This is a genomic window from Nocardioides sp. (assembly GCF_047607365.1).
Classification (GTDB): domain Bacteria; phylum Actinomycetota; class Actinomycetes; order Propionibacteriales; family Nocardioidaceae; genus Nocardioides.
The window spans coordinates 1-22,571 of record NZ_JASGDD010000010.1; the positions used below are offsets into that span (position 1 = coordinate 1).

Genomic DNA, 22,571 nt, shown 5'->3' on the forward strand with positions numbered 1-22,571 from the left:
CCGGCGCCCGGCCGCGAGGAGCTGCGAGAGGCTGGCGTCGAGGCCGCCGGGCAGGTCGGCCTCGCCGGTGACGTAGGCCTGCGCGGCGCCGAGCTCGCCGGGGCTCCAGATCAGCCGGCGCAGCGCGTCGGGCGAGCGCAGCTCGAGCAGCGGCGCGTCGGCCGGTCCGGCCTCGGAGCCGTCCCAGGCGCGCAGCCGGACCGGCAGCTCGCCGACGAGCGGCTCCACGACCGAGGCGAGCCGGTCGGCGACGGTGGTCGTGCTCATGAGCGGATCTCCTGGCGGGTGAAGAGGAGCTGGTGGTCGTCGATGTACCCGGCGGCGAAGCCGGCCTGGCAGTAGGCGAGGTAGAAGTGCCAGACCCGGCGGAACATCGCGTCGAAGCCGAGCGCGTCGAGCTCGGCGGCGCGGGCGGCGAAGCGCTCGTCCCACTGCCGCAGGGTCTCGGCGTAGTGCAGTCCGAGCCTGGCCGACTGGGTCGTCTCCAGACCTGCCCTGCCCGCAGCCTTGCGCAGCGCCCGGACCGACGGCAGGAAGCCGCCGGGGAAGATGTACTCGGTGATCCAGGTCGCCACGTCCCGCGACGCGAGCATCCGCTCGTGCGGCATGGTGATCGCCTGGATCGCGACCCTGCCACCGGGGGCCAGCACCCGCTCGATGGTGGCGAAGTAGGTCGTCCAGTGCCGCCAGCCGACGGCCTCGATCATCTCGACCGAGACGACGGCGTCGTAGCGTCCGTTCTCGGCCACGTCGACGAGGCGGTAGTCGAGCAGGTCGACGCTGATCCGGTCCTCGAGGCCGGCCTCGGCGATCCGCTTGCGGGCCAGCTCCTGCTGCTCCACCGAGAGGGTCAGCGTGCGGACCGTCGCGCCGCGCCCGGCGGCCGCGATGGCGAGCGCGCCCCAGCCGCTGCCGATCTCCAGCACGCGGGTGCCGGGGCCTACCGCCGCGAGGTCGAGCAGCGCCTCGATCTTGCGGTGCTGGGCGCTCTCGAGGTCGTCCCCCACCAGCGGGACGCCCTGGGCGTCGGTGCGGAACCACGCGCTGGAGTAGGTCATCGTCGGGTCGAGGAACTGCGCGAAGAGGTCGTTGGACAGGTCGTAGTGGTGCGCGATGTTGGCCTGCGTGTCGGCCTGGCCGCCGCGCTGGCGGCGGGCGATCCGCGGTGCCACCAACCCGCGGGCGCGCAGGAGCGCCGGCGGCACCAGCTGGGAGAGGCGCGCAGCCGGGACCTCGAGGAACGCCGCGAGGTCCGGAGCGTCCCACGCGCCGGTGAGGTAGGCCTCGCCGAAGCCGATCAGGTCGCGGCGTCCGAGCCGCGCGAAGAACTCCTCGGGCCGGTGGATCGTCATCTCCGGACCACCGCGTCCGACCACGCGTACGCCGTCGGGCTCGTGCAGCCGGATGGTGACGGGCAGCCGCGCCATGGCGCGGAGGAAGACCGCGCGGGCGACTTTCGCGCCGACGCGGGTGCGCGGCCCCGAGGGCGGCTCGGCGAGGCTCGGCCAGGTCGTGCGTGCAGGGTCGGACGTCGCCGGACTGGAGGTCATCGGACACCTTCCTGATGGTGGGTCGGGCGGGGCTGGATCGGGAGCCGGCGCAGCCACAGCACGATGCCGTGCAGCCGGATGAGGAGCGCGTCGCGCGGACCCGCCGCGAGCGCGCGGAGCCTCCGCCGCTCGACGCGACGGCCGGTCATCGACGCGCTGAAGCGGGCGCCGTCAGCGGTGCGCAGCCGGATCGCCACGTCGAGCGTGTCGTCGGTGCGGCGGGCGGTGACGTCGTACGTGCCGTCGACGCCGTGGAAGGGCGAGACGTACATCTGCTTCTCGACCTCCCCCTCGCCGGGGCGCAGCAGGTAGGCATGCCGGTCGCCGTAGGTGTTGTGCACCTCGACCACGGTGGCGAGCGGGCGGCCGTCGGAGGCCGTGCACCAGAAGACGCTGATCGGGTTGAAGCAGTGACCCCACGCCCGGGGGTGGGCCGCGAGCCGGACCATCGCGTCGCCGAGCTCGATGCCCTCGCCGGCGAGGAAGGCGGCGAGGTTGTCGCGGATCGGGCGGGCGGGGTCACCGAGGTGGTCGCGGGCCTCGATGCTGCCGCGGAGCCATGAGTGCGGCGGGAGCGCGTCGAGGTCGACGACCCAGAGATAGGAGCGGTGCCGGAAGCGGCGACGCCAGGGCTTCCGGCGTACGTGCTCGATGTCGGTCTCGAACACCTCCGGCGCCGACGAGGCCGACGAGGCCGAGCGCGCCGCGAGCCCGCTCAGGCCGAGCCGCCCCGCGGCCTCGGCGCCCGACCGCGCGCCGTCCTCGTGGAAGCCCCAGCCGTGATAGGCGCCGGCGAAGAGGATCCGCTCGGTCTCGATCTCCGGCAGCCGGCGCTGCGCCGCGACACTCTCGGGGGTGTAGAGCGGGTGCTCGTAGTCCATCTCGGCGATCACCGTCGCGGGGTCGATCAGGTCCGAGCCGCCGAGCGTGACGAGATAGCGCGTCGTCGTGGGCAGCCGCTGGAGGCGGGTGAGGTCGTACGTCACCGTCACCCGGCCGTCGTCGTCAAGGCGGCGCCGGAAGTTCCACGAGCTCCTCACCGAGTCGCTGCTCGGCATCACCCGCTGGTCGGTGTGCAGCACCGCCGGGTTCGAGGAGTAGGTGATCGCCCCGAGGACCTCCCTCTGGAGCCCGGTCGGCTCGGCGAGCATCGCCAGCGCCTGATGCGGGTGGGTGGCGATGACGATCCGGTCGAACTCGCGCGCGGTGCCGTCGGCGAGCGTCACCTCCACCTCGTGCGCCCGCTCGCGCACCGAGTCCACCGGAGACGACAGCAGGATCTCGCCGCCGCGCTCGCGCAGCCGGGCGGCGAGCTTGTCGACGTACGCCCTCGAGCCGCCGGTCACGGTGCGCCAGGTGGGGCTGCCGGTGACGGTGAGCATCCGGTGGTGGGCGAGGAAGCGGAAGAGGTACGACGCCGGGTAGTCGCCCGCGCGCTTCGGGTCGCAGGACCACACCGCCGCGATCAGCGGCTCGACGAACTGGTGCCGCAGGGTCGGGCTGAAGCCATGGCGGTCGAGGAAGTCGCCGAGCGTGGTCAGGTCCTCCTGCCCCTCCGCATCCTCGGGGCGAGCGTCGATCGCCGCGAGATGGCGTCGTGCGGCTCGGTGGAAGCGAGGGATCTCGGCCAGCATCCGCAGGTGGTCGCGGTCGCGGACCCGCTCCCACGTCGGCAGCACGCCACGGATCCCGCGCGCCCCGGCCCACTCCAGGCCCGTGAGCTCGTCGACGATCGACATCGACATCTCCGACGGCTGCGTCTCCACGCCGAGCTCCTCGAAGAGCGCGAGCAGGGTGGGGTAGGTCAGCCGGTTGTGCACGATGAAGCCGGTGTCGATGCCCAGCGTGCGGCCGTCCTCGACCACGTCGTGGGTGTCGGCGTGGCCGCCCAGGCGGTCGTCGGCCTCGACGAGCGTCACGTCCGCGGCCGCCGAGCAGGCGTAGGCGGCCGTGAGGCCGGCCACCCCGGAGCCCACGACGGCCACGCGCGGGCGTCGCGGGAGCGGGTGCAGGGCGTCGGTCATACCCGCTGGTTCGGAGCCCGACCTCGATCGGATTGGTCCGTGCACCGCATCTCCTCCAGGTCGCGTCCCGCCAGTATCCCGGGAGCGGGTTTCCGGTGATGGACCAATCCGTTTCCCGCAGCGCGCCGAACATCCCCCGACAGCGCCTCCCGGACGAGGGCGGCCCCGTGGACAAGGAATCTCCCATGACCAGCAAGCTCCTCCGCAACACCGGCCTCGCCGCCGCCGGCACCGCCCTCATCCTCGGCCTCGCCGCGTGTGGCAGCGACGACTCCGACGGCACGGCGGCGACCGACACCTCCAGCACCGCCAGCTCGCCGATGTCGGAGTCGTCGTCCGCCATGACCTCCAGCGCCGGCGACCAGACCTTCGGCCCCGGCTGCTCGGCGATCCCCACCAGCGGCGCCGGCTCGTTCGACGGCATGGTCCAGGACCCGGTGGCCACCGCCGCGAGCAACAACCCGCTGCTCAGCACACTCGTCACCGCGGTGACGAAGGCCGGCCTGGTCGACACCCTCAACGGCGCCGACGGCCTCACGGTCTTCGCTCCCACCAACGACGCGTTCGCGAAGCTGCCGAAGGCCGACCTCGACAAGGTCCTCGCCGACAAGGACCTCCTCACCAAGATCCTCACCCACCACGTGGTCGCGGGCCAGCTCGACCCGACGGCCGTCGTCGGCACCCAGGACACGCTCAACGAGGACACCGTCACCGTCGCGGGCGACACCGACGGCATGACCGTCGACGGCGCCAACGTGGTGTGTGGCAACATCCCGACTGCCAACGCGACCGTCTACGTCATCGACACCGTCCTGATGCCGAGCTGACCACGGCGCCGCGTCCTCACCGAGTCTGACCGAAAAGAGTCATGGACCACCTCGAGCCCGTGCCCGACGGATCGCCTGCGGGCGACCCGTCGGGCGCGGCTCGCCCCGAGCAGCCCGAGCTCGCCGACCTCCTGCGCCGCTCGGCGCGGGGCGACGAGGAGGCGTTCGCCGCCGTCTACGACGCGGTGGCCTCCCGTGCCTACGGGCTCGCGCTCTCCGTCGTACGGGATCCGGCACAGGCGGAGGAGGTCGTGCAGGAGGCGCTGTTCGAGGTCTGGCGTACGGCGTCGCGCTTCGACGCCCGGCGCGGCACCCCGCTGGGGTGGATCCTCACGATCCTCCACCGGCGGGCGGTCGACCGGGTGCGGGCCAGCGAGGCCGCGACCCGGCGGGACCGGACGTATCACGAGAGGAACCAGACGGTGAGCCACGACGCCACCGCGGAGGCGGCCCACGCCTCGATGGAGGCGCACCGGGTGCGCCGAGCGCTCGACACGCTCACGCCCGTCCAGCGACAGGCGGTCGAGCTGGCCTATCTCCGGGGCTACACGCACACGGAGGTCGCCCAGCTCCTCGAGCTCCCCGTCGGCACCGCGAAGACGCGGATCCGCGACGGGATGATCCGATTGCGTGACACCCTGGGAGTGGGAGGCGGACGATGAGCGCAGACATCCACACGCTCTCGGGGGCCTATGCCCTCGACGCCCTCGACGATGCCGAGCGGGCGGCCTTCGAGGAGCACCTCGCCGGCTGCGCGAGCTGCCAGGCCGAGGTCGACGGCCTGCGCGAGGCCGCGATCGCCCTGGCCGAGATCGCGCCGGTGACGCCGCCGGCACACGTCCGGGAGCGGCTGCTGGCGTCGATCGCCACGGTTCGCCCGCTGCCGCCCGAGCCTCCGGTGGTCGTCCCGTTCGGCCGCGCCGGTCGGACCGCCGCACGCCGGTGGCGGCTGCCCACGCTGCTCGTGGCGGCGGCGCTCGTCGTGGCCTCGCTCGTCTGGCATCCCTGGACCGGCGAGAGCCCCGACGGCGTCGACCGGATCATCGCCGCCGCCGACGTGCAGCGGATCGAGGAGAGCGTCGGCAGCATGACGGTGACGCTCTACCGCTCGGCCGACCTCGGCCGCGCCGCCCTCGTCGCCGAGGACATGCCGAGGCTCGACGACGGCAAGATCTACGAGATCTGGCTCCAGGACGACACGGGCACGATGCAGCCCGCCGCCCTGGTCGACTCCGGCGCCGCCGTACGCCGGGTGCTGGACGGCGACGCGGCCACCGCCACCGCCGCCGGCATCACCGTCGAGCCCGCCGGAGGGTCGGCGGCGCCGACCTCGGATCCGGTCGCTCTGTTCGCATTCTCCTCGACCTGAGCGACGGGCGGGCGTTGTGGGGACGCCCGCGAAAGGCGAAGGTCCGCCGGGCTGCTCTCACAGCTCGGCGGACCTTCGTCGTTGGCGAGCCTTGGTAGAGAGTTCTCAAACCCCTCGGACGCCTTCGTCGGAGTGTATTCCCGCAGGTCAGTGCGGGGAGCAGTGACCGTGGAGCGGTCCCCTCGGACCGCCGCGACGGCCCTGACCCCGCCTTCTGGGCGGATCGTGCGACAGATTGGGATGGCTCAAACCCTCCTGAGCGCGGCTCAGGTCGACGACCTCGTTGCTGGGTATCAAGCTGGTGAGCAGGTCGCCTCGCTGGCAACGCGGTTCGGGATCCATCGCAATACCGTCACCGCCCACCTACGCCGTCGAAGCGCCCAACGTCCTCGCGGTCTGAGCGCCCAACAGGCCGCGCAAGTGGTAGTTCTCTACGTCAAGCAGCAGTGGACGCTGGAGGAAATTGGCCGAGAGTTCGGCGTCAGCCAGCGCACCGTTGGGCGCATCATGTCGAAGGCAGGTGTGTTGCGACGGCCCGCAGGACCTCGCCACAGACACCGCGAAGTTGCGCCCTGGACAACCTGATTCCTCGACATCAAACCAACCGGCCGCGCCGCGATCGCGGGCGAATGGGCTAGGTCTGGCGACACCAACTCGTGCAGCAGACCCCGATTCTGGCGGGCTGGTCTACGCGCCTGCGCAGTTGGACGACTCACAGGCGCAGGCGTCGGCCGAGTGGCTACGACTCTGTCGCGCTCGCGACGGCCGACTCTAGGTGCTCGACGCGTGTCAGCAACGCCCTCTGAGCCCTGTCGGCATCGAGCGCCAACTGGGTCGCCGCGGCGACCACGGACTGGTTCTCCTGGACCTGGGCCTTCAGATCGGCGAGTGCGGAGCGTAGTGTCGCGCCATTGTTGAGGGCAGTTCCCGGTGAGGTGGGCTGGCTTCTGGTCGGGACGTCGGCGCCAACCGTCGCAACTGATTGGCTCGGACGACCAGACGGGTCGACGAACAGTTCGCGGTAACGCTGGAGCACCTGGCGAGTAGCAGTGAGATTCGGGTTACCCACACAGAAGTCGCGGAGGTGGAGCCAGGTGTACAGGGACCTTCCGCCCGGCGCTGGGGCGGTCGGGAGCGGATCGCTCTCGCGCTCAGACCAGCTCTTCAGCGTGGCGGGAGAGACGTCGGCTTCCGTGGCCAAGGCAGCACGCGACATCAGCGCGTGGAGCCGGTCGGGAACCTCGTCTTTCACCGGGCAAGATTCGCACAACTTGCCGACACACCGCTATCAACTACGCATAACTGTGCATATATGTGACTATGTGTGACGTGGTCGCTCTTCCCATTTCCGACCACCCGATGCGTTGGCGCGTGCCCGTACGTCCGGGCGACCTATGCAACGGGCAGTTGGTCCTCGTGCCTGACGGCGCTATCGCGGCGGGCACTCGCGCCGACGCCGCTGTGCGCTTCGACCCGGCTGAGACAGACCGACGCTCTGCCGCTGGCATGGGGGCCGTGCGGTCCCTGGCGCTCCTCGACGTGCTACTTGATCTTCCACTCGGCGTGAAAGTTCGGACTGCTGACCTCTCTGAACGAGAGACGCGGATTCTTCGAGAAGCTAGCGACGGCTGTCTCGCGTCAGACGGTCACTCTGTCGCGCGGACGGTGCGCGTGCCGGCGACAGTCGCAGCAGCCCTCGTTCACGGAACGCGATGGAGGACCGCAATGCGTCGAACCGCCGCGTTCTCCGCCTTTACGCAGCGGATCGTTGTGCTTCCGCGGGAGCCGAAGTCGTCTGAGGTCCTCGAGGCCCAGTTGGTGGGCGTCGGGATCTGGGAAGAGGACTCCGAAGGGGTGCGGCGCGAACACCTGGCACCGGAAGTGTTTGTGCCGAGCTACGTCAAGGCGGCCGGTTGGCGGTTCGCTGAGAACGCACTCGGAGCAGCGGCCGAGTCCGGACTCGTTCGCGGTCTCGCCGCCTGCGCTTGCTGCTAAGCACCCCTGCCGCTCTTGCCCCTCTTGCCGCTCTTGCCGCAGAGGTTGGCACGCCACGCCATCAACATCGGTGAAGCGACCTCGCACGTAGGCAGGTGCTCGTCCAGCGAGGCGACTACTTCCAGACGCCTGCGCGGGTCATCTCGCGCATCATCGGGTCGTCGAGCTCGAGGAACTTGTGGAGGCTGCGGTGCAGAACCATGTCGCCCTGCGGGTTCAGCGCCATGTGACTGGCGTGTGCGTCGAGCCGAAGATCGCGCAGCCAGGACAGCCTGTCGGAGGCAGGCTGCGCCAGCAGATCGGCGATGTGGGCTGAGGTCTGGTGGAGATTGTGACCGATGATCACCGACTTGTCGGCCACTGAGGTCTCAAAGACGTCCAGCGCCCGGCCACAGGTGTAGCAGTACGGCGAGGGGGAGTTGGCGTACCAGTCGGCGTAGATCATCGGGCTACGCAGCTCAAGGAGCTCAACGTTGAACAAACCGGGCAAGTAGCCGGCAGCATTGCGGCCACCGCTGGGATCGCCGGGACGCTTCGGCATCCGGCGGCCACTGGACGCACCAACTGCGACGAAGCTGGCGCCGTTGGCCAAAGCATCGGCGGCAACTAGGGGGTCGACGTGGTCAACTTCGCTGCCCGGGTGCAAGTTGAGGAGGCGGCGGAGACCGTCGAGGCGCTGGAACTCGGCGAGCGGGTCCTTCTTGTCGGCGAAGACGAAGGAGAACCTCCGTCCCTGGTGCAGCGCGAGGTCGTCGAAGAAGTCGTCGCGGAACGTGGCCTCCAGCACGACCGCTTCGATCGCGATGCGGGTCACAATGTTCGCCGGCGCGGACGCGGTCGCCCCAAGGAGTGCGCGCAGCGCGGCTCGGTCACCGGCACGCAGGAACTTCGACGGGGTGTAGCCCGTGACGGAGCCGCCGAGCGGAAAGTTCTGCTCGTACCAGCCTTCGATCCCGAAGAGGTTGTCGACGTCCGCAAGAGGCTCGTTCTCGGTCGCGCCGAGGTGGCGCCAGGCGCCGATGTCGGCGCGGATCCTGAGGCCGGGCTTGCGACGAGCGAGGTCGACGGCGAGCGGTACAGCCTTGTCATCGCTGACCACGAGGACCTGCCCGGTGCTGGCGCAGTGGTCGGCCGACAACTCCAATTCGTTGCAGAGGCTCTTCTCGGACGCAACAAAACCCACCGGGAGCTTGTCGACCCAATCCTGGCCCATGGTCGCATCCTGCATTCCAGCCCCTACATCTTCGGTTCGACACGCCGAAGGGGCGGCGCATCTTGTGGGTTGTTGACCTTTTCGGCACTTCTGCTATTACGGTTCCGACTGGACTTCAGCAGGATCGACGGCCGTGCGTCGCGCCCTGCGACGCCCACCCTCGGCGGCCACGCGGCACCCGCTGCCATCCACGGGCCCGAGAACGACTCCTGGCGCTTGCCCTTGACCCGCATCAGCTGGCGGCCGGCAGGGTCTCGACCGGCCGCAACCAGCGCCGCTCGGGGCGTCATCTCCTTCGGCGTCGCGACCGGGACCTCGTTGACCTCGACCGTCACGGTCTTCTGGGGCTTTTTCTTCATCGTGTGCTCCTTGCTCTCGCTGGCCGGTGCGACCAAGGCCGCCGGGGCCGCGCGCTTGTTGATCTCGCCCTGGTCTCCCGCACTCATAACTTGAATCTTGTGATTCAAAACCGCGAAGCCGTAGATCTACTTTAGATTTAAGCATGATCATGCTTACAGGGTTTTGAACCGCGCGCAAGCCTTTGCCGTGCGTCGTTTCTGCCGTGTCGCCGCGCTATGGGAAGGTGGGAGCCGTGATCACCCAGCAGAGCCCTGGCGCTAGCGACGAGCTGCGGCAGGACGTGAGGCCCGAGTTGCGCGCTCGCCAGCACGAGGTGCGCTGTGTCGGCTGATGAGTTCACCGAGGTTTCTATTGAGGCAGTCGAGGCATCCAGGCTCTTCTCGGCCTACCGGCTTCAGGTGGCACGGCAGGCTACGGGCATGACCAAGAGCGACCTCAGTGGCCGCCTCGATATCTCTGCGGCAGCGCTCTCGCAGTTCGAGCTCGGCCAAAGCCGCCCAACCCCCAAGACCGTCGCAAAGCTCTCAAACGTCCTGGGGTTCGCGCCATCCTTCTTCTCGACTGCGACCCTCCAGTCGACCACGGAAGAGGCGGGAGAGGAACTCGTTGACAGCTTCGGCCACTTCCGGTCGCTGCGCTCAGTCACTGCCACCCGGCGCCGCCAGGTCCTCACTGTCACGCACCTGCTTCGAGACGTCACAGCGTTTCTCGAGGCGCACGTGCTACTTCCACGGTTGGATGTTCCGAAGTACTCGGCGACGTCGCCTCAGGAGATCGCCGAGGCCGCAGCGCAGGTGCGGACCGACCTGGGCATTGAAGGCGACGGCCCCGTAGACGAGGTACTACGCCTCCTCGAAAGACGCGGCATTGTCTGCGCTCGATATCCGATGGACGCGGCAGACGTCTCTGCGTTTAGCGTCCCGTTGGAGAACCGCACGTTCCTCGTCCTCCAGCAGCAGCGCGAGGCCAAGCGTGACCGCGACAGGTTCTCTAGCTGTCACGAACTTGCACACCTTGTGCTCCACGAGCCGGGCCAACGCCTTGCCTCCAAAGAGCACGAGCGGCAGGCCGACACGTTCGCGTCTGAGTTTCTGATGCCCACTAGTGGCATCTCGCGTGATCTGTCGCCGAAGGTCGACTGGCCGCGACTGCTTCAACTCAAGCAAAAGTGGGGCGTGTCGATGGCTGCGCTGCTGTACAAGTCGAAGTCGCTGGGGATCATGACGGACGCGACCTACACCCAAGCAGTCCGCACGATGAGCGTGCGCGGGTGGCGCAAGGATGAGCCGGGGACAGTTGCCGCCGCCGAGGCGCCGTCATTGCTCAACGTCGCGCTGGCGGCTACGCCGTTCGCCGCCGCAGATGTCAGCAGGGCGACGGGATGGCCCGAAGCGATGATTGCTGAGTTGTTCACCGAGTCAACTGACGCTCGGCCTTCCATCCAGGTCTGACGCAACCGGCGGCACCGGTCGCATGCGCGGCCTCCCGTGCCGCTTGACGTGCGATCTGGGCTGAAGTCGACGTCGCAGTCATGCTCGCGGAGCCGGGACCGCCTTGTTGCGTGTCGCAGAACTAGTCTCTGTCCAACCTTGGCTTCTGCTTCAGCTTTGTCAGAAGTTGAAGTACAGTTTCTGACATGAATCTGGCACGAAACGAAAGTGAGACACCGGAAGTCTCTGTCGCTGAGCGCGTGCGCGCTCACGTTTCGCGCATGTCGCTCGGCGAGCCGTTCAGCGTCCGGGAGCTGCTGGGGCTTGGGCCCCGCGCATCGATCGACCAAGCGCTGTCCCGCATGGCTCGCGGAGGAGAGATCGAACGGGTCGCGCGCGGCTTCTACGCCCGACCGCAGGTCAACGAGCGGCTCGGACGCGCCGTGCCCGTAGCGCCGGAAAAAATAGTTGCAGCTATCGCCCGCACCGCGGGAGCCCGTGTCAACGTTCACGGAGCCGAGGCTGCACGTCGCTTCGGTCTCACTACCCAGGTGCCCATGAGGAAGGTCTATGCCACCACGGGCCGTAGCCGCAGCGTCGAACTGCCTACCGGCAAGGTGACTTTCGTGCATTCAACTCCGAGCCGCATGGGATTGGCGGGAACGCCAGCAGGCGAGGCTTTGAGCGCATTGCTATACCTCGGGCGAAGCGAAGTCACTCCAAGCGTCGTAGAAGCCGTCCGTACCAAGCTGGGAGAAGAGCAGTTCGAGGCGCTGAGGTCTGCTGCTGCGACCACCGCGATGCCGTCCTGGCTCTCTGACAGCCTGTACGAAGTCGCTGGCACACAATCAGCCACTCGGACTCGGACAGCACTGTCCGCATGACCAAAACAGACCTGCCTAGGTTCCTCGAGCTTCCGCTCGAAGACCAGTACGACGCCTATCTCATCGGCGCTACTGAACTGGGTCGCTCCGCGACCGTCCTGGAGAAGGACGTGTGGGTGTGCTGGGCCTTGGAGGCCTTATTCGGATGTCCCGATATGCCGGACATGGCCTCAAGGGCGGCACGTCCCTGTCAAAGGTCTTCAACGCGATCGCTCGCTTCTCCGAAGACATCGACGTCACGGTGGACCACAAAGGCCTCGCGCCGGACCTGGACCCATACGCCTCGGACGTCAGCCGCAAGCAGCAAGGCCGCGATACTGTCGCGCTCGGCGAACTGCTGTGTGAGCGTTCGCGTGATGTGGTGGTGCCGCACCTGCGTTCCTGCCTTGAAGCACTTGGTCATTCCGCTGACCTCCTCGAGGTCGAAAAGAACGGCGAAGAGCTCAACATTCGGTACCCGCACGCCGTGGACGACAGGGACCCGTACTACAGCGAAAGTGTGAAGGTCGAGTTCGGCGGCCGCAACATGATTGAGCCGAACGAGACCCACGTCGTAGAGCCATACATGCGGGCGTCGTTCACAGGCTTCACGTTTCCCGCCGGCCAGGTCCACGTCCTGTCGCCCATGCGAACCTTTTGGGAGAAGGTAACCCTCGCGCACGCCGACAGCCGGAGGCCTGAGTTCAAGAACGTGGAGCGGACATCACGTCACTGGTACGACATTGCCGTGCTTTCGCAGCACCAGATCGGACATGACGCGCTGCTGGACATCGACCTGCTCCGTGACGTGATCCGAGTGAAGAACCGCTTCTACTACGCCGGCTACGCCCAGTACGAACTCTGCTTGGAGGGCAAGGCGACTCTGCTACCAGACACGGCTGGCATCGCGCTGCTTGAAAACGACTACCGTAAGATGGTCGAAGCGCAGATGCTTGAAGAGCCGTTGGCCTTCGACGAACTCGTCACGCGAGTGCAATCCGTCGAAAGCGCCATCAACGGCGCGACTGGCCAGTGACCGAGCGTTCCAAGCACCCGGACCCCGGCTTCGCTACCTGTGGAGCTCCTGCCCTGAGCTCAGCTACTCCGCGCCAACCAGCTACCGGCGCCGAGACGGCCTCGGGCATTCCGCCAACCACCCGGTCGGCGCGTCGAGCCAGGAATCATTTACACCGTTGATCTGACAGACCCGGAAGCGCGCCCATAGACAATCCGCGGACCTGGCTCACCGCGCGTCTTTATGGGCGGATAGACGCACTGGTCATGGGGGATCTCGATGATAGGAAGAGGCCAAGCTCCCTACTGGACATTGGGCCCGCCGCGGGGGTCGCCTTTGGGCCGGGGATCGCTGGTCGTTGCGGGGTTCCAGACTGCATGGGTTTACTCGTTCTGTGCACGTGATCTTCCTGACCCCATTCGACGCCCGCCGAATCAGGGACCGAGACGACTACGACGATGGACGCCCTAAAAGACCGACGTTTCCGGTCAGCGCTCCGTCCTCCGACTGGCGCCGGCGCTCCCGATATCGGGCAGTGCTCGTCGCGCGGGACTTGGGGCACCGGGGCGACGCCCACGTCATCGGGGTAGCGAGCGTGACAACTCGCGCACGGTACGACACTGAACAGACCGCGCTCCTGGACGTAGGACCATGGCTACTGTTCGCGACTCCGCTCCGCGTCTCTTCCCTGCGACCGCGAACCCGGCTTAGGAGCCATGTGGACCGAATCATCGAAGCCGAGGAAAGCCGGGCATTTCCCCCGGCAACGGCTGAAGAGGTCACCGCGCGCATGCGCGAACTCGTCCCAGACTTCGCCGACTTGTGGGACCAGTTGCCGGAACCGGGTTCTCCCAAACGGCGCCTCGTGCCGTCAGCAGACCTGCCACTGATCGACGCGGGGCAGACGGCACTCAGGCTGTTCACACGCAAGTGGCACGAGATCGAGCCCACTCGAGAAGACGTTCCCGGCTCTGTTGTTGCAGCCCGGGTCGAACTGCTCGCGCGCGCAAGCGAGAACGATTTCATCACCGACGACGCGACCCGGTTTCTCGACTGGGAACTCCGCAGCCCGTCCAATGGCGGCTGGTTTGAATTTCAGGAGGGTGAACGTCAGCTCCTGGTCAAGAACATCAACGTGTCGACTGCCGAAGCCAAGACGGGCGCCGACCTGGTCTATGTCTCGGCCAACCCGGCCGCGGTCGTTCTGGTGCAATACAAGTTGCTCGAGCGCCTAAAGTCGACCGACGAGCTCATCTACCGCCCCGACAGACGGCTCTCGCGTCAGGTGCAGAAGATGCTTCACCTCGGACGCAACGTCGAACCCCCGCGGGTCACCTCGGACGTCAGGCTCGGAGACGGCGTTGGATTCGTGAAGTTCGTGGACCCAAGTGAGCAACGTGCGCTCTCGAGCCGCAGCGTGGAGCTCTCGGGGCGATACCACCCGGTCGAGATAGTCGCGAAAATGCTCGATGTGCCGACCACGGGCCCTGCTGGCGGTGTCGTGCACAGGGTGAGTGATTGGCGTTCGATTGACGGCGAAATCTTCGCACGCTTGACCCGGGACCGGTGGGTGGGCTCGCGTGGCGACGTCACCGCGGAACTACTGGAGATCTTAGGACTGGCGCCGCAGCGGGACCCGATCGTTCTCGCCGTTGAGGAGCGCGCCGGCCGCAAACTCACCGACGCAGGTCCGGAGACGTGGTAGCCGCCAACTTTCGCCCACCCTCCATCGCAGGCGCTTGTTCACCCCGCCGGCCGCCGAGGAGGCTTCGACGACTTTGCGCCACACGGCTCGCTCTCGCGACGGATCGACGTGGCCGCACCGCGGCGCAATGACACACGGGTGCCCAGCCTCTCGAAATGCCGTTAGCCTGCTGCCAGACCCGACATACTCGCCATAAATCGAACGTACGTTCGAACCGGAAGGAGTGCGCGACATGGCCGCGAATACCGCGATCGAATGGACCGAGGCCACCTGGAACCCGGTCACTGGGTGTGACCGCGTCGCAGCGGGCTGTGACAACTGCTATGCGCTGGCGCTGTCCAAGAGGCTCAAGGCCATGGGCGCCGAGAAGTACCAGAACGACGGTGACCCCAGGACCTCAGGACCGGGTTTCGGAGTCAGTATCCATCCTGGGTCTCTCGAGCAGCCCTACAAATGGAAGTCGCCGAAGGTCGTGTTCGTGAACTCGATGAGCGACCTCTTCCACGCCAAGGTGCCGATCGCGTTCGTGCGCGACATCTTCGATGTAATCCGGGATACGCCTCAGCACACTTATCAGGTCCTCACCAAGCGAGCTCACAGGATGGCGCGCTTCGCTGACCAGCTCGACTGGCCCGACAACCTTTGGATGGGCGTCTCGGTGGAGTCGTTCGACGCCGTCGATCGCATCGATCACCTCCGGGCCACGCCCGCCGCCGTTCGATTCCTGTCCTGCGAGCCACTCATATCCGCGCTGCACAACCTCGACCTCACCAACATTGACTGGGTCATCGCTGGCGGTGAATCTGGACCGAACGCCCGGGCAATGGATCCCGCCTGGATTACCGACCTCCGCGATCAGTGCGGGGACGCCGGCGTCGCCTTCTTCTTCAAGCAGTGGGGAGGGCGCACACCGAAGGCAAATGGACGTGAGCTCGACGGCCGTACGTGGGACGAGATGCCAACACTGACGTCAGCCTAGGCGCCCGGAAACACGATCGACACGACGCCTTCCTTATAGGTGCCCTTTCGGGTCTGCCCCAGCGCCTGGATCAGACCGTCATCCTGCATCGGCTTCAGCGTCGCTCTCCGGACCTGCGTGCTGTGGAACGGCGTCTCGGCGACGACGTGGTCGACGAGCTGCCTTATCGGGACCGTCTGACCTGCATAGTGCAGTAGCAGGTAGTCCCGCAACGGGCCAGTCGCGTCCTCGTCGTCGAACAGTACGGGCTGGTCCGCGAGTCGGTCCTCGAAGCGGTAATCACCACTGGGGGCGAGCTTCCACATCGCCTCCTTCATGCGGTCGAACGCCTGAAGGTTGCGGGTGCAAAAGAACATGTAATTCCCGATGTGCCCGGCCTGGTTCACCATAGCGAAACTTCGAACATGGGCAAAGTTGCAGACACTCTTCAACTGCCGCTCGTATAGGTCGTGAAGGAACTGCTGCCGCTCTGGTCCGGCGCTCGGTGCGTCCTTGAACTCATCGGTGCCGAAGAGCCGCTCGAAGTGGTTATCGACATTCCCGGCAGTGGCGAACCGATTCACCGAATTAAAGTCGAAATAGATGAAGAGCTCGCAGCGCTCGAAACTCAACATTTGGGCGATCAGGTCAAGGGGAAGCCCCATGTAACCGAAGGGATCGATAAACGCGAAGGTCGGTGCCAGGCTGGCGCCCTCCAGGCTCTGAAGGATGTCGTTACCGAGGTCTTCAAAGGACTGGTTCCTGGGATCGAGGAGCGTGACCTTGGTCGGCCACGGCTGGTTGTCCTCGCGGATCTCGCCTAGCACACCGCCCAGCGATTCAAACCGTTCCGGGTCGAGCTCGTTGAAGACCAGGACGAATTCACACGACCAGTTGTCGAAGTCGTTGTGGCCGAGGAGCGTCTCCAGCACGAGCACAGGAGACCCGTCCTCACCGTGGTCATAGCGCCCAGGGCCAGCGAAAGCGTCTAGCACGATTGCCCGGCCCGCGGTGCGTCCCATAATTGGGAACCACGCCTGCAGGTAGCGGACGAGGAGATCGTGCTTCGCCTTCGTGTGCGGCCACCGAGTCCACCTCGTGGGCAGCCTGTCTCTACGCTTCGGCATCGTCACTTCCCTCCCGGTCGGTTAAAGCCGCGGCGTCCGCATCCTGCCTTACAGACAGCGCGGATGGGGCGAAATCGCCTCCACGAATGGCGAGATGACCGATTCACTGCAGCCGCGCGTTTCCGGCGCCTTTCGCCAGGACCGACGCGAGGACGCGGTCAATGTCAGCGCAGCAGGGGCCCACAGAAGACAGTGGCATGTTGCTCGCGCGACCCCCGTGCTTGCGCACGATCAGCTCAGCACACTGCTCTTGCCGCTGCCGTAATGGCCCGTCCGAACGATAGGGTCTGCTGAACGGATGGGGGACTTCTAAATCCGACCGCGTCGGGAGTTGCGCCTGTCTCGGCGCCAAGTCTCGCAAAACGCACGTAAAGGGCGTCCATGTCGGGCAATCTGAGGGAGGCCGCGCCGTTTCCCTGACGAAGCCCGGTCTCTGGCGCGAGGGAGGAGCACTTCGATGCCCGGCACGAATCCGGTCCCGTGGGATGCCGACGAGCACACCAAGGCGAAGCACGCCCTGTATGCGCAGTACCTGAGCAAGTGGATGCCGATCATGGTGAACGGCTGGGGAGCCAACATCACCTACGCCGAAGGCTTCTCCGGGCCGGGGGTATATCTCGACGGCTCCCCAGGATCACCGGTCATCGCCATGCGAACCCTCGTCAACGATCCAGATATGCGCACCAAGGTGAAGAACGGCGGCCTGCGGTTCGTGTTCATTGACCACGACCAGCGCTGTATCGACATGCTTCCCGGCGAACTCAGCAAAGCTGCGTCCCCTGTCCCGCTCGACGACCTCGCCACCCACGGAGTACACCTCGCCATCGAGAAGGGCAGATGCGAGCCCGACCTGGAGCGGGTTCTAACAGCCCAGAACGCCTGGCAGCGCCCCATCCTCGCCGTACTCGACACCTGGGGCGGTGCGGTCTCCTTCGACCTCGTCAAGCGGATCGCGGACAACCCCGGCAGCGAAGTCATCATCACCATGCAGCCCCAGTACTTCGCCCGCTTCGCCATCGCGGACGAGGTCACCCACGGCGACAGAGTGTTCGGCAACAACCAGTGGCGTGCCGTATCCGAACAGCCCTCGGCCGCCAAGGATCGCTGGCTCCTCCAGCGCTATCGCCACAGCATCAAGGCGGCCGGATTTCCGTTCGTCCTCGACTTCGAGCTCATCGACAAGCGCGGACAGTCGCTCTTCCTTGTCTTCGGGACTACTCACCGCAAAGGCTTGATCAAGATGAAAGAGGCCATGTGGGAGGTCGACGACGTCGCCGGCGTCGGGTACCGCGATCCGCGCGACCCAGATCAGCAGGCCCTCGCGATCGAGTTCGAACCAAACACTGCGCCGCTCAAGCGCCTGATCATGGACTACCTGAGCACACTCCCCGACAAGGGGGCGGTCATCCGTGACTTGCGCAGCTTCGCTCTATTCAACACCGTATTTAAGGAAAGCCAGGCCATGACTGTGGTCAAGGAGATGGTCACGGCCGGGCTGCTAGTCCGAGCCGACAGTATCGCCGGCTCCGCGGCACTCTCGTTTGGCGATTCCGTCCGGCTGCCCTAAGGGACCAATTGCCAAGCGCCTCCACGAATGTGCTTAGTCGGGGACGTGGCCTCTCCGCACAGGGCAACCAGGACTCAATGTCGCCGCACATCGCGGGTACCGCTCGGGCGGAGGTGCCGCCAACCGTCAGTGAGCGGCACTAGGGTCGGGCACATGGCCAAGGTCGAGGACTACCTGCGCAAGCACCTGCACTCTCTGGCGGGTCCGTACCTCTTCGTCGGTGCAGGACTTTCGCGCCGTTACGTCGGTTTGGGCGACTGGAAGGGCCTGCTCAGTCACTTCGCCGACATGACCGGCCAACCTTTCGAGTACTACCGCGGCGCGGCCGGCGACGACTACCCGAAGGCCGCGTCCATGATCGCGGACGCCTTCTACGACAAGTGGTGGAGTGACCCGGTGTTCGCGGACTCGGTGAAGGACTGGAAGGACTCGGTCGCCGCCCGGGACTCGCCCCTGAAGTATGAGGTAGCGAAGTACACCCGCACAGCGATGGATGCCTTCTCCGTCCCGCCCGACCTTGAATCCGAGCTCGAACTGCTCAAAGACACCGTGATCGACGGCATCATCACCACGAACTACGATCGGCTGCTGCTTGAGGTATTCCCGGACTTTCGGCCCTTCGTAGGGCAGGACGAGCTGCTCTTTTCCGACACACAGGGCATTGCGGAGATCTACTACATCCATGGGTCGGAGCGCAGACCTGAGTCGCTCATCCTTACCGCTGAAGATTATGCGGACTACAACGCCCGGAACGCCTACCTCGCGGCCAAACTGGCCACCATCTTCGTAGAGCACCCAGTTGTCTTCTTGGGCTACAGTCTCGGCGACCCAAATATCCAGGCGCTGCTGGAGTCGCTGATCACCGGCCTCAGACCCGAGAACGTCTCCAAACTGCAGGATCGACTCATCTTCGTGGAGTGGAATCCCTCGGAGCCGCCGGACATCGCCACCACGGTGATGAACGTGAGCGGCGTATCGCTGCCCATCATCCGTGCCACGGTGCCCGACTTCACCGAAGTGTTTACAGCGCTCGGCGCCCGAGACCGAGCAATGCCGGCACGCATCCTCCGTGTCCTGAAGGAGCAGGTCTTCGAGCTGGTGAAGAGCAACGACCCCGACGGACGTCTGGTTGCCGTCTCCGCCATCGAGGACGACCGCGACACCCTAGATGTGGTGTTTGGCGTCGGCGCGAAGATGACCGCGGTCGGCGTTGTCGGCCTCACGCGGTGGGATCTCATGGACGAGGTGCTTCAAAGTCCCGATCGGAACCTGCCCTGCGACCTGGTCGTCGGCAAGGCACTGGGAAAGCACGCGATCACTACCTACGTGCCCGTCTTCAAATTCCTCGTCGGCGCCGGCCTCTGGAAGGACGGCAAATGGATCCCGAAGGTCACCGTGAACGCGGCGGCTAGGAAGCGGGCGGACAAGTACGCGGGGATGTTCGGCAAGCTCAAGCTGGAGCCGAAACTAGTCGCGGTGGCCGAACTGGAAGCGGACATAGGGGTGGAAGGCATCTTGAACAATGCCACGAAGTTGCCGTCCTTGACAGATGATGTCGAAGGTCTTCGGGAGTTCCTCATCCGCAATAAGGCCAGGCGGTCCCAAGATTGGTGGGCTACCCAGTACGGCAAGGCCGCAGTGGCCTACGACTGGATGCGTTACGGCCGCAGTGACTCCTGACTGCGGGAGTCAGGGCCGTGCGGCTCGAGCGGGTGCTGCGCATGCCAGGTGAGTTCGCCGCGCGTATAGAGCGTAGCCCCGGCCGCCGTAGGACGCCCATGGTGAGCGAAAGGCGTGGCTTGACGCATCCACGTGGGGCAGAGTCTGTGGCGTGGAGACCCCAGTTCCGTTTTGAGGTATCGCTCGGGCTTCTGTCATTCCGCCATGCGGATATTGGAAAGCGATCGGCGAGACTCCACCTCTCCCGGTTCTGGGGCTTGCGGGCGGCGGCGAACGTTCGTGCTCAGCCAACACCCGTGAGAACTGGGTAGAGGGCAATGAGCCCTGGCACCACCGCAGTCAACGAGATCCCGAGGAGCAGGAGGTTGCGGAACTGGGCGTGCTGCCGTGACTCCTCGGTGTTGGAGATGATCAGCGCACCCGCGATGTGCAACGGGTTCATGACCACGACCGCGGCCGACATGGTGACTGCCACCATGACCGCGAACGCGTCGCTGGAGGATCCGCTCGTGACGCCGAGGCCTACGGGCACCATGACTCCGAGGACCGCCAGGGTCGAGGACTCCATGTTCGAGATGATCCCTGTGACGTAGCACAGGACGAACACGAGGAGGACGGGGCTGCCGATGCTGCTCAACGACGACTCCACCGAGTCCAAGGTCCCGACCGTGTCGAGCATACCCAAGTAGACGACCAAGCCGGACAGCAGGATCACCACGTTCCAAGGCACCGCGGCGATCAGCTGCCTCTCGTCGGCGCGGAAGACCACCTGCAGGAGCAGCGCCAGCGCCAAAGCGGTGAGACCGACGTCGAATTTGAAGGCCAGCACGAGGCCGACGAAGGCCACCAGCGACGCCAGGGACGCCAGCAGGTATGGCGCGTCGTCCGGCGCCGCGGCCGCCGGGGTCCGAGCCTCATCGCCACCGGTGGCGTGCGTGCTGCTCGAGCCTGCCGAATGAGGCGTCGCAGGCCCGTCGCTCCGAGACGCGGCGCCGGCGTGTCCAACACTCATGGCGAAAACCTCGCGCGGGCGCAGCCGGGAGCGTGTCGCATCGCCGGCCAGAAGGACCGCGCACACGACGACGTGGAGCGCGAGGACCACGCCGTAGAGCTTCCATGGTGAGTACGTGATGCCCTTGGAATCGGCGATGGTCTTGATCAGCGCCCCGGCCGGGCTCAGCGGCGAGAGGCCTGCCGCGTTGGAGCCCAGGACGCAGACCACGGCGAGCATCGTGTAGTTGAGTCGATGGCGCTTGGCCAGGAGCGCGAGCATCGGCAGCAGGAGACTGATCGGGGCTGTGGGGAAGGCGCCGATCGTGGACATCCCCGCGCCGATCGCGAAGCCGGCCCACGGGATGACCGCCCGGTTCCCGCGCGTGACTCGGACCGCCTGTTCGACCAGCCACTGGACGGCGCCGCTGCGCTCTGCGTGGGCGAAGAGCAGGGTGACGCCGATGATCAGCACGACGAGCTGGGCCGGGAACGCCGCGAAGACAGTCTTGACGTCGGTACCGCTCGCTTTCATCAGGACTAGCGCTGCGGTGAGGGTGAGCAGGCCGATGTTGATGCGCCGGCTGATGGACAGAACCAGGGCGGCGAGCAGCAGGGCCAGCGAGAGGATCTGCACGAAGGTCATCGGACCGACTCCCGTCCCCCGCGGCTCACGACGCAGACCGGACTCCCGGTCTGCGCGAGGACGCGCCCGGGAGACAGTCGTCCGCTGTCAGAATCGACACCGAACTCGACCACATCGTGGCTGTTCTCGTTGGCGACGACGAGCGAGCCCGTGCTCGGGTCGAACCGGATGAACCGGGGGTAGGCGCCCAGGCAGTCGACGACCTCGATCAGGCGCGGCTCTCCTGACGGGGCCACGGCGAAGCAGGCGATGGTGTCGTCGCCGCGGTTCGACACGTACAGGAAGCGACCGTCGGCCGACGCGGTGATGCCCGACGCCGTACTGCTCCCCGCACGCGCCGACAGCGTGCTCGCACACCACTGCCGGTGCAACTCGGGACCGCCATCGGGCAGCACCCAGGTGCTAAGAGTGCTGTCGAGCTCGCCGACCACGTAGAGCAGGTCGGTGCCGCCGCCGTTTGCCAGGATCGCGTGGCGAGGACCGGTGCCCGAAGCCGTGGGTGCCGCATGAACCACGGCCGGGGTGTCGCGGTCGAGGTCGATCGTGAAGATCGCGTCGAGCCCCTTGTCGGGCACATAGCCCACGCGCCTGCGTGGGTCGAGCACGATCTGGTGGGGGTGGGAGGATGCCTGCCCCACCGGGTCGGGGCCCGGTTCGCCGCGGAGGGACAAGATCGCGGTGGGCTCGCCCAGAGCTCCGCGCTCGTCTCGGGGCAGCACCGCCACCGTGCCGCTGGCGTAGTTGGCGATCACGAGGCGCCCACGATGGTCGATGACCGCATGAACCGGGTTGGTCCCGCCGCTCGACACGGTGTTGAGCTCCTCGAGGTCGCCACCGCGCAGGATGCGGTAGGCGGTCACGGTGCCGCCGTCGCCGTGCAGTGCATAGAGGAACTCGCCCCGTTCGTTGAGGACGAGCCACGACGGGTTGGTAGTCACCAGAGTCTGGAGGTGACGCCACCGCCCATCGCCCTGAGGGCTCCAAACGGTGATGCCCTGGCCGAGGGCTTGACGCTCTTGCGTCGTACGGCAGCCGACGTAGTGAACGTGAGGCGCATCTGCGCGCCGTGCATGGACATGTGCGCCGTGCGGAGCCATCTTCACGGTTCCCGCCTCTTCCTCAGCCAAAGTCATCCCGGTGGTCCTTCCAGATTCACGGCGACCGTGGATGCCCGAGGTGCGAGCGAGATCACAGGAGACGGTCGTCACATCATGTATACATGTATATTTGCGTACACGCCAGAGGTTCCTCT

At 66.5% G+C, this 22,571-nt stretch carries 19 protein-coding genes and 1 pseudogene; 11 read left to right on the forward strand and 9 right to left on the reverse strand.

The genetic code is table 11. From position 1 onward, the window contains the following. From QM572_RS00635 to QM572_RS00645, 3 genes and pseudogenes are all read right to left on the reverse strand, one after another. Nucleotides 1-267, reverse strand: a pseudogene (locus tag QM572_RS00635) (SAM-dependent methyltransferase); the annotation flags it as partial. Then, nucleotides 264-1,550 (reverse strand): class I SAM-dependent methyltransferase, encoded by a 1,287-nt coding sequence (locus tag QM572_RS00640; protein ID WP_415088939.1) that lies wholly within the window; start codon nucleotides 1,548-1,550, stop codon nucleotides 264-266. The pseudogene QM572_RS00635 and the gene QM572_RS00640, both read right to left, overlap by 4 nt. Continuing rightward, nucleotides 1,547-3,574 (reverse strand): FAD-dependent oxidoreductase, encoded by a 2,028-nt coding sequence (locus tag QM572_RS00645; protein WP_415088941.1) that lies wholly within the window; start codon nucleotides 3,572-3,574, stop codon nucleotides 1,547-1,549. Before QM572_RS00645 ends, QM572_RS00640 begins: the two co-directional genes overlap by 4 nt. 185 nt (nucleotides 3,575-3,759) lie before the next feature. On the opposite strand from QM572_RS00645, the gene QM572_RS00650 reads away from it, so the two are divergent. The 4 genes from QM572_RS00650 (at nucleotide 3,760) to QM572_RS00665 (ending at nucleotide 6,355) form a co-directional block, all read left to right on the forward strand. Further along, the gene (locus tag QM572_RS00650; protein ID WP_415088944.1) at nucleotides 3,760-4,401 is read left to right on the forward strand and encodes a fasciclin domain-containing protein; all 642 of its coding nucleotides are present in this window, start codon (nucleotides 3,760-3,762) and stop codon (nucleotides 4,399-4,401) included. A 41-nt stretch (nucleotides 4,402-4,442) separates the two neighbouring features. Next, a complete protein-coding gene (sigK, locus tag QM572_RS00655; protein WP_415088946.1) occupies nucleotides 4,443-5,063 on the forward strand; it encodes an ECF RNA polymerase sigma factor SigK in 621 nt (206 codons plus the stop codon). Then, on the forward strand, nucleotides 5,060-5,770 hold the full coding sequence (locus QM572_RS00660) for an anti-sigma factor domain-containing protein (protein WP_415088948.1): 711 nt from the start codon (nucleotides 5,060-5,062) through the stop codon (nucleotides 5,768-5,770). Before sigK ends, QM572_RS00660 begins: the two co-directional genes overlap by 4 nt. 240 nt (nucleotides 5,771-6,010) lie before the next feature. Continuing rightward, entirely contained in the window at nucleotides 6,011-6,355 is a 345-nt protein-coding gene (locus tag QM572_RS00665; RefSeq protein WP_415088950.1) for a sigma factor-like helix-turn-helix DNA-binding protein, read from the forward strand. A 154-nt stretch (nucleotides 6,356-6,509) separates the two neighbouring features. Here the strand turns inward: QM572_RS00665 and QM572_RS00670 are convergent, their stop codons facing one another. The 3 genes from QM572_RS00670 to QM572_RS00680 form a co-directional block, all read right to left on the reverse strand. Then, nucleotides 6,510-7,022, reverse strand: a complete 513-nt coding sequence (locus QM572_RS00670; protein ID WP_415088952.1) for a hypothetical protein — start codon at nucleotides 7,020-7,022, stop codon at nucleotides 6,510-6,512. A gap of 858 nt (nucleotides 7,023-7,880) precedes the next feature. Further along, the gene (locus tag QM572_RS00675; protein WP_415088954.1) at nucleotides 7,881-8,993 is read right to left on the reverse strand and encodes a hypothetical protein; all 1,113 of its coding nucleotides are present in this window, start codon (nucleotides 8,991-8,993) and stop codon (nucleotides 7,881-7,883) included. A gap of 8 nt (nucleotides 8,994-9,001) precedes the next feature. Continuing rightward, nucleotides 9,002-9,424: a hypothetical protein gene (locus QM572_RS00680; RefSeq protein WP_415088956.1), complete on the reverse strand. Its 423-nt coding sequence runs from the start codon at nucleotides 9,422-9,424 to the stop codon at nucleotides 9,002-9,004. A gap of 312 nt (nucleotides 9,425-9,736) precedes the next feature. Here QM572_RS00680 and QM572_RS00685 point away from each other — a divergent pair, with 312 nt between their 5' ends. The 5 genes from QM572_RS00685 (at nucleotide 9,737) to QM572_RS00705 (ending at nucleotide 15,330) form a co-directional block, all read left to right on the forward strand. Continuing rightward, nucleotides 9,737-10,789, forward strand: a complete 1,053-nt coding sequence (locus QM572_RS00685) for a helix-turn-helix domain-containing protein (protein ID WP_415089156.1) — start codon at nucleotides 9,737-9,739, stop codon at nucleotides 10,787-10,789. Between the two features lie 185 nt (nucleotides 10,790-10,974). Next, the gene (locus QM572_RS00690; RefSeq protein WP_415088957.1) at nucleotides 10,975-11,652 is read left to right on the forward strand and encodes a DUF6088 family protein; all 678 of its coding nucleotides are present in this window, start codon (nucleotides 10,975-10,977) and stop codon (nucleotides 11,650-11,652) included. 112 nt (nucleotides 11,653-11,764) lie between these two features. Beyond that, nucleotides 11,765-12,667 carry a nucleotidyl transferase AbiEii/AbiGii toxin family protein gene (locus QM572_RS00695; protein ID WP_415088959.1) on the forward strand — a complete coding sequence of 301 codons (903 nt, stop codon included), beginning with the start codon at nucleotides 11,765-11,767 and terminating at the stop codon, nucleotides 12,665-12,667. A gap of 697 nt (nucleotides 12,668-13,364) precedes the next feature. Further along, entirely contained in the window at nucleotides 13,365-14,351 is a 987-nt protein-coding gene (locus tag QM572_RS00700; protein ID WP_415088961.1) for a hypothetical protein, read from the forward strand. Nucleotides 14,352-14,583: 232 nt separating this feature from the next. Then, nucleotides 14,584-15,330 carry a DUF5131 family protein gene (locus QM572_RS00705; protein WP_415088963.1) on the forward strand — a complete coding sequence of 249 codons (747 nt, stop codon included), beginning with the start codon at nucleotides 14,584-14,586 and terminating at the stop codon, nucleotides 15,328-15,330. Here the strand turns inward: QM572_RS00705 and QM572_RS00710 are convergent. Next, the gene (locus tag QM572_RS00710; RefSeq protein WP_415089158.1) at nucleotides 15,327-16,436 is read right to left on the reverse strand and encodes a three-Cys-motif partner protein TcmP; all 1,110 of its coding nucleotides are present in this window, start codon (nucleotides 16,434-16,436) and stop codon (nucleotides 15,327-15,329) included. The two genes, QM572_RS00705 and QM572_RS00710, sit on opposite strands and share 4 nt — an antisense overlap. A 457-nt stretch (nucleotides 16,437-16,893) precedes the next feature. Between QM572_RS00710 and tcmP the strand changes: the two genes are divergently transcribed. Beyond that, the gene (gene tcmP / locus QM572_RS00715; protein WP_415088965.1) at nucleotides 16,894-18,003 is read left to right on the forward strand and encodes a three-Cys-motif partner protein TcmP; all 1,110 of its coding nucleotides are present in this window, start codon (nucleotides 16,894-16,896) and stop codon (nucleotides 18,001-18,003) included. A 153-nt stretch (nucleotides 18,004-18,156) separates the two neighbouring features. Continuing rightward, nucleotides 18,157-19,683, forward strand: a complete 1,527-nt coding sequence (locus QM572_RS00720) for an SIR2 family protein (protein ID WP_415088967.1) — start codon at nucleotides 18,157-18,159, stop codon at nucleotides 19,681-19,683. A gap of 283 nt (nucleotides 19,684-19,966) precedes the next feature. On the opposite strand, the gene QM572_RS00725 is transcribed toward QM572_RS00720, so the two are convergent. Together QM572_RS00725 and QM572_RS00730 are read right to left on the reverse strand one after the other, a co-directional pair. Continuing rightward, nucleotides 19,967-21,319 carry an SLC13 family permease gene (locus QM572_RS00725; RefSeq protein WP_415088969.1) on the reverse strand — a complete coding sequence of 451 codons (1,353 nt, stop codon included), beginning with the start codon at nucleotides 21,317-21,319 and terminating at the stop codon, nucleotides 19,967-19,969. Continuing rightward, entirely contained in the window at nucleotides 21,316-22,452 is a 1,137-nt protein-coding gene (locus tag QM572_RS00730; RefSeq protein ID WP_415089161.1) for a lactonase family protein, read from the reverse strand. Before QM572_RS00730 ends, QM572_RS00725 begins: the two co-directional genes overlap by 4 nt. Between the last annotated feature and the right edge of the window lie 119 nt (nucleotides 22,453-22,571).